The organism is Lysobacter sp. CA199, from assembly GCF_052078715.1.
GTDB lineage: Bacteria > Pseudomonadota > Gammaproteobacteria > Xanthomonadales > Xanthomonadaceae > Lysobacter.
The window spans coordinates 140,838-154,590 of sequence record NZ_JBQJIL010000008.1 but is presented as its reverse complement, the minus strand read 5'-3'; the positions used below and the strand labels follow the sequence as shown (position 1 = coordinate 154,590).

General features: G+C 66.2%; 11 protein-coding genes. 5 read left to right on the top strand and 6 right to left on the bottom strand.

Annotation, left to right across the window (positions count from 1 at the left end):
* Nucleotides 1–115: 115 nt before the first annotated feature.
* The 5 genes from ACTOWJ_RS15770 to ACTOWJ_RS15750 form a co-directional block, all read right to left on the bottom strand.
* Nucleotides 116–1,837 carry a ShlB/FhaC/HecB family hemolysin secretion/activation protein gene (locus tag ACTOWJ_RS15770; protein WP_441335581.1) on the bottom strand — a complete coding sequence of 574 codons (1,722 nt, stop codon included), beginning with the start codon at nucleotides 1,835–1,837 and terminating at the stop codon, nucleotides 116–118.
* A 164-nt stretch (nucleotides 1,838–2,001) separates the two neighbouring features.
* The gene (locus tag ACTOWJ_RS15765) at nucleotides 2,002–3,489 is read right to left on the bottom strand and encodes a collagen-like triple helix repeat-containing protein (protein WP_441335580.1); all 1,488 of its coding nucleotides are present in this window, start codon (nucleotides 3,487–3,489) and stop codon (nucleotides 2,002–2,004) included.
* 567 nt (nucleotides 3,490–4,056) lie between these two features.
* Nucleotides 4,057–4,923 (bottom strand): PhzF family phenazine biosynthesis protein, encoded by an 867-nt coding sequence (locus tag ACTOWJ_RS15760; RefSeq protein ID WP_441335579.1) that lies wholly within the window; start codon nucleotides 4,921–4,923, stop codon nucleotides 4,057–4,059.
* 130 nt (nucleotides 4,924–5,053) lie between these two features.
* On the bottom strand, nucleotides 5,054–5,572 hold the full coding sequence (locus tag ACTOWJ_RS15755; RefSeq protein ID WP_441335578.1) for a M23 family metallopeptidase: 519 nt from the start codon (nucleotides 5,570–5,572) through the stop codon (nucleotides 5,054–5,056).
* 699 nt (nucleotides 5,573–6,271) lie between these two features.
* Nucleotides 6,272–7,228: a glycoside hydrolase family 6 protein gene (locus ACTOWJ_RS15750; protein ID WP_441335577.1), complete on the bottom strand. Its 957-nt coding sequence runs from the start codon at nucleotides 7,226–7,228 to the stop codon at nucleotides 6,272–6,274.
* A gap of 470 nt (nucleotides 7,229–7,698) precedes the next feature.
* Here ACTOWJ_RS15750 and ACTOWJ_RS15745 point away from each other — a divergent pair, with 470 nt between their 5' ends.
* The 5 genes from ACTOWJ_RS15745 to ACTOWJ_RS15725 all read left to right on the top strand — a co-directional run bounded on the left by ACTOWJ_RS15745 (nucleotide 7,699) and on the right by ACTOWJ_RS15725 (nucleotide 13,010).
* On the top strand, nucleotides 7,699–8,409 hold the full coding sequence (locus tag ACTOWJ_RS15745; protein ID WP_441335576.1) for a response regulator transcription factor: 711 nt from the start codon (nucleotides 7,699–7,701) through the stop codon (nucleotides 8,407–8,409).
* Entirely contained in the window at nucleotides 8,402–9,790 is a 1,389-nt protein-coding gene (locus tag ACTOWJ_RS15740) for a sensor histidine kinase (protein ID WP_441335575.1), read from the top strand. The genes ACTOWJ_RS15745 and ACTOWJ_RS15740 overlap by 8 nt, the downstream gene beginning before the upstream one ends.
* Entirely contained in the window at nucleotides 9,787–10,914 is a 1,128-nt protein-coding gene (locus tag ACTOWJ_RS15735) for an ABC transporter substrate-binding protein (RefSeq protein ID WP_441335574.1), read from the top strand. The genes ACTOWJ_RS15740 and ACTOWJ_RS15735 overlap by 4 nt, the downstream gene beginning before the upstream one ends.
* A gap of 432 nt (nucleotides 10,915–11,346) precedes the next feature.
* Complete coding sequence (locus tag ACTOWJ_RS15730) at nucleotides 11,347–12,204, top strand: G1 family glutamic endopeptidase (protein WP_441335573.1); 858 nt, start codon at nucleotides 11,347–11,349, stop codon at nucleotides 12,202–12,204.
* A 104-nt stretch (nucleotides 12,205–12,308) separates the two neighbouring features.
* Nucleotides 12,309–13,010 carry a hypothetical protein gene (locus ACTOWJ_RS15725; RefSeq protein WP_441335572.1) on the top strand — a complete coding sequence of 234 codons (702 nt, stop codon included), beginning with the start codon at nucleotides 12,309–12,311 and terminating at the stop codon, nucleotides 13,008–13,010.
* A 251-nt stretch (nucleotides 13,011–13,261) separates the two neighbouring features.
* Here ACTOWJ_RS15725 and ACTOWJ_RS15720 read toward each other — a convergent pair whose 3' ends face one another.
* Nucleotides 13,262–13,669 (bottom strand): hypothetical protein, encoded by a 408-nt coding sequence (locus ACTOWJ_RS15720; protein WP_441335571.1) that lies wholly within the window; start codon nucleotides 13,667–13,669, stop codon nucleotides 13,262–13,264.
* Nucleotides 13,670–13,753 lie beyond the last annotated feature (84 nt).

The window sequence follows — 13,753 nt, the reverse complement described above, 5'->3', positions numbered from 1 at the left end:
GTGATGAAGCCACTGTAGGAGCGGCGCAAGCCGCGATCGCGACATCGCGATTACGACGAAAGCGCCGTTTCGCGCCGCCGCTCACGACCAGACGCCGCCCCGATCGGATTCGCGCCTACTGCAACTGATACGAGAAGTTCATGTTCCAACGCGGCTTGCGATCGTCCGCCTCGATCGGCAGATCCGCGGTCGGCTTGGCGTAAGCGAAGTCGACGTTGAAATGCTTGTTGTCCGACAAACGCAGACCGATGCCGACCGAGCCGAGCTTGTCCGGCAGCGGACGACGACCGTCGGTCATCGTGACCTCGGCGTGCTGCACCACCAGGTACGGCGTCACCGTCTTGAGCCAACGCGTCTTCGGGCGGAAGTTGCGGCTGAGCTCCAGGCCGGCGCCCCAACCCCTGTCGCCGGAAGTCTCGCCCGGATCGTAGGCCAGACCGAAACGGGTGCCGCCGAAGCTGATCTGCTCCGACGACGGCAGCCGCTGGCGCGTGAATTGACCGCTCGCGCGCAGCACCGCGGCGTAGCGCTGGTCCTTCCAGGTACGGGTCTGCGCATAGCCCACGCTGTACTTGGTGAACGCGACATCGCTGGCCGGATCCAGGTTCACCCCACTGATGTTGGTCAGCGTCTGCGCCGAGGCGCCCCAGGTATCCAGACCTTTCGCGATCGACACGCTGATCTGGCGCGCGCGGTCCTTCTTGGCCTGGGTGTAATCCAGCGAGCCCTGCACCACCCGTGTCTTGGAGCGCTGCTCCAGGCTCGCGCCGTTGATCGTGTTGAGGTAGCGGTCGGACTGATCGGCGGCGTAGATCGCGGCGGACACGAACAAGGAGCGTTCGCTGGTGAGCTGCAGCGGATAACGCGCGCTGATCTGCACCCGGTCCTGCTCGACCCGATGATCCAGGAACGCCGGCAATGGCGTCTTGGTGACCGGCACGCCGCGATAGCGCGTGCCTTCGGCGCGTCCGATCCAGCCGTCGCTGCCGAACAATTGCGAATAACCGGCGCTGTAGAAACGTTCATTGCCGCGACCGTCCGGATACAGCGCGGCCAAGCTCCACTGCTCGGCCAGCGAGGTGAGCGCGTTGAGGTTCAACGACATCAATCCCTGCGTGCCGGGATGATTGAACTCCAGTGCCCAGGTCGCGTCGTAACGCTTGCCGTCGACGGTCAGATCCAGCGACGTCGCGCCGTCGGTGGTGGTCGGCGCGGGCACGTTGATGTTGAGCTTGGCCCCGGGCAGAAAACCCAGGATCTGCGAATACCGTTCGAACGTGCTCTGGCGCAGCGGCCGATCGTCGACGATGTGCTGGGCGATCGCGCGCACCTTGCGTTCGAGCTTGCCGACTTTGCCGGTGATGTTGACCCGCGCCACGTAACCTTCCACCGCGACCACGCGCACGGTGCCGTCGGCGAAATCCTGGGTGGGGACGTAACAGAACGACAGCGCGTAGCCGCGCTCGCGATACAACTTGGTGCACTGCGCCGCGGCGGTGAGCAGATCGGCGACGGTGATTTGTTTGCCGGCCAGCGGCAGGAACAAGTTGGTGACCTGTTCGAACGGCACCGACTTGACCCCGGAGACTTCGAACTTCGCCGGCGTGAGCTGCAATGCCAGCAACGCGGCCATTTCCGGATTCTGCTGCGGCGCCACGGTCGTGCTGACCTTGGGCTCGGCCTTGGGCAACGGCGCCTGCGGCAGTGTCTGCAGCGGATTGCCGGCGGTCGGCAACCGTGGCGGGGCGGTCTGGGAATACGCCGGCGCGGTCGCCTGCAACAACGCGGACACGGCCAACGCGAGTGGATAGCGCTTCCCCCAAAGCCCTGTGCGCATGCGGCGCCCCTTGCTGGTTTTCGGCGGTGGCGGCAAGGCCGCCAATGGGGATGCGCGCCCACCCTAGGCCGGACGCGCATCCGCAATAGTCCTGCACTCACTCTGGATCTTTGTCGCGCGTCGGGAACGGCGATCGCCGTTCCCGCGCGCTGGGTCACACCCGATCAGGGCTTCTTCTTGCCGCCGAGCAAACCGGTGCCGAGCAGACCGCCCTTGCCCGATTCGCCGCCGCCGAGCACGCCGCCCAACAGGCCACCGTTGGGATTATTGAGCCCGGTCGCCCCGGCTACGCCGTTGACGACCGTGCTCAACCCCTGGGTAACCGGCTGCAGCGGACCGTTCACGGCCGCGGTCGCGGCCGTACCGACCTGAGTCACGCCACCGCCCACGCCGGCGACCGCGCCGCCGACCAGACTGGTGACTGGCGCCAACGGCGTGTTCGCGCCGGTGGCGGCCAAACCGGCACCGACGTTGCCGACCGTACCGCCGAGTCCGGCCACACCGGTGGTCACGCCCGCCGCGGTCACCCCGACCGGGTTGGCGATCGAACCGGCATTGCCCAGGCCCGCGGTAATGCCCGCGCCGACCGTGCCGAGATTGTTGCTGACACCCTGCACCGCGCCGCCGACCAGAGTGGTCGCGCCACCCGGTACCGGCGCGCTGCCGATGGCCCCGCCGAGCGCATTGCCGGCCGAAGCCACGCCGCCGACCACGCCGCCCGCGCCGCGCGACACGTTGGCGACCAGATTGCCGCCGCCGCTGCCGCCGGTACCGCCGCCGTTGGTCTGCAACAGACCCGCGACCGGAGTCACGACCTGGCTCAAGGCACCGGTCAGCTGCTGGCCGGCCTGGCCTTCCAGCACGCCGCCGAGCTTGCCGCCCAGATCCTTGACCCCGCCGCCGACGCCCGAAACCAGGCTGCCGGCCGCGCTGGTCAGCGGCTGGATCGGCGAACCCTGGAACGCGCCGACCGTGGCGACCGTCTTGCCGAGGTCGTCGACCGTGGTGCCTACGTTGACCACCAGATTGTCGACGCCGCCGACGGTGGTGCCGATCGGATTGGCGATATTGCCGATCTGACCGAGACCGCTGCTGGTAGACAAACCCAATCCGCTGACGGTCTTGCCCAGATCGTCGACGACCTTGGCCAAGCCCTGGGTGGTGGGATTGTTGCCGCCGAGCAGCGCCTGATTCGGAATCTGCGCGCCGAGCGTGCTTACGCCCGAACCGATGCCCGAGACCAGATTGCCGGCGACGGTGACGATCGCGCCCAGCGCGTTGCCGGGACTCGCGGTGCCTGGGCCGCCCGGATTGCCGGGACCGCCGGGGCCACCCGGATTACCTGGACCGCCAGGGCCGCCGGGATTGCCGGGGCCGCCTGGACCACCCGGATTGCCGGGACCGCCGGGATTACCCGGACCACCGGGGCCGCCTGGCCCGCCGGGATTACCCGGACCGCCCGGACCGCCGGGTTCGCCCGGACCACCAGGGCCGCCCGGCTCGCCGGGACCGCCCGGGCCGCCGGGACCTGGATTGAAGCTGGATCTGACCCCGCCCGAACCCGAGCAGCCCGTCGTGGATACCGTGATCGTCAAGATGCACGCCGCGAGCAGGCTGTAGGAAAGGGCCTTGCGAATGCTGTGAGTTTCCATCACGTCCTCCGAATGCAGCTCTGGGCTGCTTCGTGCCCTAGGGGTTAATCGCTACGCCTGCGTTCGCGGGGGCGACACCGGCCAAGCGCCGGGAACACACATTCAAGGTGTCATTTCGTGTGCACCGTGAACAGGCTGCTCCTGTTTAGTGTTAAGGGTGCGTGATGAAATGACCTCGACCGACCGACCCGGCGTAACTTTCCGATAACCGGCATTTTCGGTGAGAAAGCGTGATTTTCGTTCACGCGAGTGCGCTGGAACGGGGCTTTCGTGGCAAACCGGACAATGGCCCTGCGGCCGCGTATGGCGGCTTGGAAACGGACGAACAACCGCCCGGCTAATTACCACTCAAAAGTGTGATCCATTCGATCTTGAGCCGCCGCGCGGATTCTAACTTCCGCACCAACACGACAGCTATTTGTGTATCGAAGTCACATTAAATACATGCGCGTATTCCGCATGCACGAACGCCTCCGCACGGACGAGGCGGCGCCCGAGGCATCATGAATTACGTAAATAACGACAATCGTGCAAATGCATTACGCAATTTAGATGTGCGTAATCGGCTTACCACTCCACGGTGCCGCGGATCACCGCCTGCACCCGTCCACCGATCCAGACCTCGCCATCCTCATCGATCCGCAGCTCGACGCAGCCGTCGCGGCCGACTTCGCGGCCCTGGCTCACGCAATAGCCGTCGCCACGCGTCAGCCGGCCGGCCGCCAGCAAGGCCGCGGCGATCGCCGCGTTGGCGCTGCCGGTCACCGGGTCCTCGTCGATGCCGTCGGCCGGGCAGAACGCCCGCACCACCAAGGCGTATCCGGGCTCCTCGCTGGGCGCAAATACCGCCAGGCCGAGGGTGCGCTCATCGCCGAGCGCGGCGATCGCGGCCAGATCCGGGCGCCACTCGCGCACCGCCCGCGCATCGGCCAACTCGGCCAGCCACCAGCGCGGGCCGTTGTCCCATAACGACGGCGCCAGCGCGCCGCGCGGTACCGCGGCCAAGGCCGCGTCCACCCGCGCCGATTGCGCCGCGTCTACCTGGCAACGCCGCGCCTGCGGCGCGCGGATGCTGATGCGCGGCGCGCCGGCATCGTGCGACACCCGCACCGGCAACAAACCCGCCCCGCATTGCTGGACCAGCGACTCGCTGTGCGGCGGAACCCGCCGCGCGTCCAGCGCCGCCCACGCCGCGCCCACGCTCGGATGCCCGGCGAAGGCCAGTTCCTGGCGCGGAGTGAAGATGCGCACGCGGTAATCCGCGCCGGCATCGGGCGACAACAGAAAAACCGTCTCGGGCAGATGCATCCACGCGGCGAACGATTGCATCGCCGCCTCGTCCATGCCTTGCGCATCGAACACCACCGCCAGCGGATTGCCCGCGCCGATGCGATGACTGAAGACATCCAATTGCAGATAGCGTCGCAGACTCATGCAGGGATCGTAGCCGCCGAACGCGCGGCGGTTATGTGGCTTTTGGCCTGTTGACGCAGAACGGATCGGGATTCGAGTCGGCCGCGGCGAAGCTTCGGCCGGTCCCGCCGAACGGTTCGCAGCGCGCCGATCACGGGCAACTGTTGGCGCTCTTGTAATCGGTATAGCGGTCGGAGCCGTCGAAGTAATGGATCTGACGGCCGTTGAACTTGATCTTCTGCAAGGCGCCGTTGTGCAGTTGCTCATGATGCAGATGCGCGCCGAAGGACGTGCCGGTATTGCCGACCGTGCCGACGCCCTGCCCCAGGGCGACGGTGTCGCCGACCCTGACCGAGAACGAGTTCAGATGCGCGTACAGCGTGCTCCAACCGCCGCCGTGATCGATCACCACGTACTTGCCATAGCTGCGATTGCCGACATCGCGCACCTTGCTGACCTTGCCCTTGGCCGCGGCCACGACTTTGTCGCCGGCGCCGTTGGCTCGACTGAGATCGACCGCCAACTGCGGGCTGTGCTTTTCGCGCGTGTTGCCTTTCCACACCTGCTTGCACGGGAACGGCATCTGGAAGTTCGGCGGCGCGGCGAACGCGGACGGCAAGGCGAGGGCGGCGCACAGCGCGAGCGCCGAACAAAGGGAAAAACCAGTCATGCCTGAATCCTCGATAGACCATGGGGTATCGGCGGACGCGATCGCGCCGCTGGGGATAAACCGCCGCGGAGCGGCCTCCATCCACGAGTGGAGACCGCTCCGCAACGCTCCGCGAATCGCACGCCGACTGAAGGAGAGAACAGTCGGCCGGCCTAGGGGGCATGGGGCCTGTGCACAACGGAGAAACCAAGATGCGGTGCGGCGAGCGATCGCCCTCGCGCCATGGCCGCACCGCGAATCGAATCAACGCGCGCTCACCCGCGGCAGCGGTGGCGCGGTTTCGGCCACGGGCGACGGCGTCGACCGCGTCGGTGCCGAGGCGCGCGGCGTTTCGGTCATCGCCTGCACTTGCCCCGAGCAGCGCCTGCCGATCGGCCGACAAGCCCACGCTGGTGACGAATGCGGCATACAGCGCGAGCATCCACCACCAGCGGCGCGAGCGCCCCACGGCGGACCGTTGCGAAAACCACAACATGCGCAGCGACTCCTGAACTGAAAAACGACGGCGGCACCGTCACGCCGGGACAAGCCCGCCGCCGAATCCAGGCGCGAGCGATCCCGCTTCGCCGCGCGCGCGGCGAACTCGTTGCAATGCGAGTGCGGCGACGCGATGCGCCAATCGCCGCGTCTGATCCGGACCGCGAATACCGCCGCGGCCCGGAGTCGCGCGGCGGGCGATCGGCCCGGCGCGATGCGCTCTCAGCGCCCCTCGATCAGGCGCGTAGCGATGTCCGGCGAGAACGTGCCGGCAGGCGTGTTCGGCGCGATGCCGCACTTGCCGTCCGAATCGCCCGGAACCTTCAGCCACAACAGCATTTCCGCACCGCTGGCGCTGTTCTGCGAGACCACGCCGAGCTTGCGGCCGGCCGGATTGCACCACTCGCCGTTGGAGCCGTTGCCGTTGCGGCTGGTATCGACAACGAACGGCTTCTCGTAACCGAACTGCGCCTTCAACTGCGCCTTGACCGAAGCGCCATAACGGTTCGAATCGACACTGGTGTGGTAGTTCGACACGTTCAAGGCGAAACCGCGGATGTCGCTCACGCCGGCCGAGTTCAGGCGCCGCGCCATTTCATCGGCGGCGATCCAACTGGCGTTGCCGCCGTCGTGATAGACCTGCGCATTGGGCGCGCGCATCTTGAACTCGCGCGCGGCGTACTGCAGCAGGCCGATCCGGACCGAGCGCTGATCGGCGGCCAGGCAGTCCAGCTGGGCCAGCGCGTCGGGCTCGATCACCACCACCGCACGGCGGCTGCCGATGCCGGAAGCGAAGCTGGAAATCCAGGTGCGATAAGCCTCCGGACTGCCCGCGCCGCCGCCGGAATGGCTGCCGCAATCGCGTCCGGGAATGTTGTAAGCCACCAGGATCGGCAGCTTGTCTGCCGCACGCGCCGCATCGACGAAACTCGACACCGCGGTGCCGACGTTGCCGCTCCAATTGCCGAACCAACGCGCCATCGGCTTGGTCGCGATCGAGCTTTTGATCTTGCTCGCACGCGCATCGGCCGCGTGGTCGCGCACCCAGATCGCCGGATTGGAATTCGGATCGACGTAGAACCCGCCGTTCTGGTTGGCCGCGGCCGCGCAGCCCGGACCGAACAGCGCGGCCAATCCCAGCAGCAATGCCGGTGAGCCGAGTTTGCTTGTATGACGCATGTCTCCTCCTACAGGTGACGCATGGTGGGGTACCGTCGCCGGAAACGCATTCGTTTCGCGCGTTACCTAGTTTTGCTTACGACAGCAATCAGCTTGGCTTTGTTCGCAAGCGCCGACGCGGAACAAAATGACCGTCTGTCCGTCGGCGCACTTTTAACCACCTCACACTTTCGAATATTCGCGAAGCTGCCCATCGACAGCGCTAAATCTCCGTGTTAGTCGTGGACGCATGCTCCCTTCCCCGGAGCATGCGTCCACCTACTATCGACCGGGCTCGAACGACAACGATCAAGCGCAACCGAACACTCCCTCCAGAGCATGGTTCCAGTCTAAGCAGATAGCCTGTCGTCGACCTGTCGCACCCTCGGCGTAGACGCACGCCGCGACCGCGCAGCGCCCGATCGGCCTATCGCCCCCTTCCAACACCCGCATGCGCCTTGCGCATGGCTTCAGGCTATCCAGGAGTTTGTATGCGCATCTTGCTCGTCGAGGACAATCTCGATCTGGCTCAGGCCGTGGTGCAACATCTGCGCCGCACCGGCAACGCGGTCGATCACGAAGCCGACGGTCTCAACGCCTGCCGTTATCTGGAACACGAACGCTACGATCTGGTGCTGCTCGACATCGGCCTTCCGCGCATGGACGGCTTGAGCCTGCTGGCGGAACTGCGCCGGCGCGGCGACGCCACGCCGGTGCTGATGTTGACCGAGCGCTCGGATATCGAAGACCGAATCAGCGCGCTCGATGTCGGCGCCGACGATTACATCGGCAAGCCCTTCGATTTCCGCGAACTCAGCGCGCGTTGCCGCGCCCTGACCCGACGCCGGCAGGCGCAGACTTCCAGCCTGGTGCGGATCGGCCCGCTGGTGATGGACAACGCCGCGCGGCGCGTGCGTTTCGAGGATCGCACCATCGACCTGCCCAATCGCGAGTACAGCCTGCTGGAGATCCTGGTCGGCCGGCTCGGCCAGGTGGTCAGCAAGAGCGAGATCACCAACCGTCTGTTCGCCTTGAGCGAAGAAGCCGGCTCCAACACGGTCGAGCTGTACGTCGCGCGCCTGCGCAAGAAACTGCCGCAGCAGTTCCTGCGCATCGTCACCGTGCGCGGCACCGGTTATCTGGCCGAGACCACCCGCGCCGAAGCGATCCTGGGCCAGCCGTTCGGCGCCGCGCATGACTGAAGCCGAGCACACCCGCCCATCGATCCGCCGCACCTTGCTGCTGTCGATCGGGCTGCTGTCGCTGGTCGGCATGTTGCTGCTGTTCTTCGGCGCCGGCCGCTACGGCGAACGCGCGGCGGACTTGTCCTACGACCGCCTGCTCAACGCCTCGGCGCTGACCATCGCCGACAGCATCACCCTGGTCGACGAACAGTGGGAGGCCAATATTCCCTGCGCCGCCCTCGAACTGCTGTCGGCCGCGCCGGACGATCGCGCGTTCTACCGCGTCTATCTCGCCGGCGGCCGCACCCTGACCGGCTACGACGATCTGCCGCGTCCGCCGGCCGGTCTGGGCGATCGCACCGTGTTCTTCGATTCCCACTACCGCGGCGAAGCGGTGCGCTTCGCCGTGCTGCGCCGCGCCGCCAGCAGCGCCGACCGTCCGGAAGCGGCGATGGTGCAGATCGGCCAGACCCGGCGCGCGCGCGACGAGGTCGCCCGCGACATCGTCTGGCACGTGACCGGCTGGATCGCGCTGTTCACCGTGGCGATCCTGCTGCTGGCCTGGTTCGCCATCGACCGCGCGCTGCAACCGTTGGTGCGGATCGAGCAGGACTTCAGCGTACGCACGCCGTTCGACCTGCGCCCGATCACCCGCGCGGTGCCGACCGAACTGTCGCACGTGGTCGCCGCGCAGAACCATTTCATGTCGCGCCTGTCGACCAACATCGACGCCTTGCGCGCCTACATCGCCGAAGCCGCTCACCAGATGCGCAACCCGCTGGCCTCGCTGCGGGCTCAGGCGCAGCTGTCGCTGCATCAGAACAACCCGCAGCAATGGCGACAAGGCCTGCATGCGATCGAGCGTCACTCCGGCAAGCTCAGCCGCCTGCTCAATCAGTTGCTCAGCCACGCCAACGTCACCCATCGCGCCGAGCTGCATCACTTCAAACCGGTGAACCTGGAAACCATCGCGCGCCAGGCCTTGCACGAATCCGTGCCGCTGGCCGAACCGCGGCCGGACGTGCGCTTCGAGTGCAGCGCGCACGATACCGCCCTGCTCGGCGACGCGCTGATGCTGCGCGAAGCGATCAAGAACCTGATCGACAACGCGATCAAGCACGGCGCGGGCGAGGACGCACCGGTGCAAGTGCGGCTGGAACAGGACGACACCGGCCTGTCGCTCAGCGTCAGCGACGCGGGCCCCGGCATGAGCGCTGAGGATTGCGAACGCGCCTTCGAACGCTTCGGCCGCGGCGAGAGCGCTTCCGCGCAAGGCGCCGGACTGGGACTCGCGATCGTCAAGCGGGTCGTCGAAAGCCACGGTGGCCGCGTGATCCTGCGATCCTCGCCGCTGGGCGGCTTGCACGTGCGCCTGCACCTGCCCAAGGATGCGGCATGAAACTGCTGCGATACGCGCTCGCGGCGGCGCTGTTCCTGGTCGCGTCGCTCGGTGCGGTGTATCTGGGGCCCGCGCGGGCGCGACCGCCGCAGAACGAACGTATCACCGTGTTCGAGTCGCGCATCGCCCGGCAAGGACGGCTGGTGCTCTACGGCTCGGCCAATGTCGGCCTGGTGCGGGCATTGATCGTCGACTACCAACGTATCCATCCCGGGGTCGAGGTGCGTTATTCGCATCTGGATACGAAGGACATCTATCAGCGCAGCGCGCGCTCTTCCGCCGCGCAGGAGCGCCCCGATCTGTTGCTCAGCAGCAGCACCGACCTGCAGATCAAACTGGTCAACGACGGTTTCGCCCGGCCTTATCGCTCTCCGCAGAATCAGGCCTTGCCCGCCGCCGCGCGTTGGCGCGACGAGATCTTCGCCTACGGCTACGAGCCCGTGGTGATGGTCTACAACACCACGCGCCTGGCCCCGCAACGAGTGCCGCAGACCCGCGAGCAGTTACAGAAACTGCTGCACGATCCCGGCAATCCGCTGCGCGGCCGCATCGGCCTGCAGGACCCGCGCGACAGCGCCGTGGCGTATTTCATCGCCACCCAGGAAACCAAGCTGCTCGGCAACGACGCCGGCCCCATGCTGACCGCGCTCGGCGAGAATCGCGCGCAGTTGTTCAAGCGCATGGACACCTTGCTCGACCAACTGTCCAGCGGCGAGATGAGCTTCGCCTACGGCGTATTCGGCTCCTACGCCCTGCAACGGATCGAGCGCGGCGCATCGCTGCGCATCGTCCTGCCGCGCGATCATCTGCTCCTGGTCGCGCGCACCGCGCTGATCCCGCTCGAGGCGCCAAACCCAGGCGAAGCGCAGCGTTTCCTCGATCACATGCTGTCCGCGAGAGGACAGTCGATCCTCGCCAGCGAAGCCAAACTGATTCCGGCGCGCACCGACCTGCCGGCGAACGCGCAGGTCTACGGCGGCTTCGATCCGCGCAGCGCGAGCTTGCGCCGCTCGCCGCTGGGACTGGGCTTCCTGGTGTATCTGGACGAAGTGAAGCGGCGGCGTTTTCTCGAGCGCTGGCGCGAATACCTGACGCCCGCCGAATCCGCCGCAGCGCAGCGCTGAGTGGCGGTATGAGCGTTCCCCGCGGACCGCCGGCCGGCCCGGACTGTCTCGACGATTTTACCGACCCGAAGCAGAGGCAGTCATTACGCCTCCCAGCCGCCTGTTTCAGGCGATGAGCCAACCCAATCCCGGTCCAGATCCTGTCGATGGCCTCATGAGGGCTCCTGCGAGCTCGCACTGGCTACCGAGGGGCTAACCAGGGCCCGGGCCGCCGCGGCGTCCCGGCTCCGACAGCCGGTTCGGAGCCGGGAGAGCCCCCGCATCCGGCTCGAAGCCCATCGGAACTGAGCAGTCCGACAGGGTCGGTGATCCTTTTTTCTTTCGCATTGCGTGTGCCTGCATGACGGCCATGGAAGGCATTGCACCGACTCGGCCAGGATGATCGGCAGGATGCCGTCGTCACCGGTCACCGCCCTGCACAAAGGAACTCTCATGACACTCGTGTCCGCACGCAACCTGCTCGCCCTCGCCTGTCTTGCCGGCCTGGGGTTCGTTCCCGCCAGTCAAGCCAAGCCCGTCGCGATCGCCGCCTCACCGATACTGTCCAGTTGGGCCGGCCAGTACGCGGGAGACTCCACCCATCGGGTGAATTCGATCTTCGCCTACTTCCGCGTCCCAAGCGCAGTCCGCTGCCCCGCCGCCGGCGCCTCCTTCTCGGCCCTGGTGGGTCTCAATGGCAACGTCGCAGTCCACGCGCCACAAGCCACCGGACTGGAAACCGTCTGCAACAACGGCGTTGTCAGCTACCGCGCGTGGTGGCGGATGAGCACGGGCGCCAATCAATACATCAGTTCCAGCTACATACTGCGCGCCGGCGACGTCATCGGTCTGGCGATCAACAATATGTCGGTGAGCGGTGCCGGCGCCGGCACCTATCAGTTCGACATCGTCAACTTCGGTACGACCTTCCCGAACAGCGGCAGCGCGGCGTCGCAGTGGCGCTTCAAGATCACGAAAAACGGCGCGTCGATCCTTTCCACCTCCGGGCGGGTCGGCGTGGAGTCCATTCCGCGTGTGTATCCGAATTTCGGATCGCTCACCTTCTCCAGCCTGGGTGGCTTCACCAGTCCGGCGGAGTGCAACAACCTGTTCTACCCGCCCTTCGGCAATCCCAACCCGATCACCCCCGCCTGCCCGAGCAATCAGACCGCTCCCGCCATCACCACCACCTACGCGGGGCTGAATAATCTGCCCCAGGTCACCACCGGTCCGCTGTTCTATCTCCAGCCGCAGATCCCCGATCTGCTCGCCAACAACATCCAGTTTACCGTGAGCTATGTCGATCCCTGATCGGTGCTAGATCGACGCCAGCCGTCGGCGGCTTCAGGCCTCGCCGCTTGGAGCCGCCCACCGCGGGCCGTCACCGCCTTCCGCTCGCCACAAGGAGGTTACTCATGCGTTTCCTATGCCCGATCGCGCTTTGTGTCTTGTTGTTCGCCCAACCCGCCTGCGCCGATAACGACTTCTGCGACGGCGTCCACTCTCCCAATACGATCGGCGATTCGCCGTTCGGCGGGCGCTGCGAAGTCGATATGCTGCACGACGACAACAGCGCGACTCCCGCCGCTACCAATCCCATGCGGGTGCACGACCTGATCTTTACCGAAGCACGGCTGAGGAGATTCACCTCGGCCCGCATGTTCAAGCTGGACGCGCAGGTCAAGCAATTCACCCTGGACGACCGCGAAACCCTGATCGAGTGGTCGTTTGTCTCGCAACCAACTTCTGCGCATCGGGTGCTGCTGCTGACGCTGTCGCGCGATCCCGAAGCCGCAGACGCGCCGTCTCCCATCGTGCTGCTGGCACAGTGGTACGCCCCCCCTGCCGCCGGTTGGTCGCTGGCCGACGACATGTACAGCCAGCAACCGCTGGCGGAAACGGCCATCGCGCTGCCCCCCGACTCGCTCTTGTCCACGATCACTCTGGTGTTCGACGGCCACGTAGCGGGCGTGCAAATCAACGACCACGCCTGGGCGGCCTTCCCGTTACCGGACACGACCTGGGTGCCGGCACGCCTCAGGAATGCGATCCTGACCAGCTCGCCGCTCCCCTCCGGCGTGGGTACGTGGATCAGTTGGCCGGAGACGCTCCACTGAAACTTGCGCCACCGTGTCGCCATAGTCGTGAGCGAGGATGTGGAAGCGCCGCACATCCATGGGTCGCAGCACGGATTCGTGCAGACAGCGCCATGAGCACGAGGCTGCCTAAGCCGCAGAATGCGCCGAACAGCACGAACCCGATAGTTCCAGACATATCCCTTCTCTAGTAAATGGCGGCGACGAGCCTGTGCTTCGTGCCGTGACGGCTGAGCCGCTTGCGAAGCGTAGCAAGCGGACTCGACGCCGCCTTATGGGACAGCTTCGCGGTCGGGCTTGCGTTCGACCGGCTTGAACCACCACTTCGCCGGCCCGATGAACACCCAGTAGAACGCGATACCGTGCGCGACCAGTTGGACCACAGCGGATGCCACCAACAGATACTCATCGCCCGCCAGGTGCCGATACAAGGACATGAACGAGAATGGCAGCCCGAGGATGGTGAGGCCAAAGTAGACCATACGGGCCCAGTTCCGCCCGATGGAGATGAATTCGATCAGCACGACCGTGAAAACCGCGGTCAACGCGGAAATCAATATGGCGATGCCGGGAATGCGCCGGAAAGAGTCATCGATGAACGGCCCCATGAGGCCCAGCGCGAGCGCAAGATACAGCAGGCCCACGGCCATGCGGATCTGATCGGGTTTCTTCTTGCTCATGTCCATCGTCCTTGATTGCGGAGTGCAGCGTCCCTGGAACCCTAGCGGCAGTGGTGCGCCGAGCGCAAGCGGAAACGACACGGC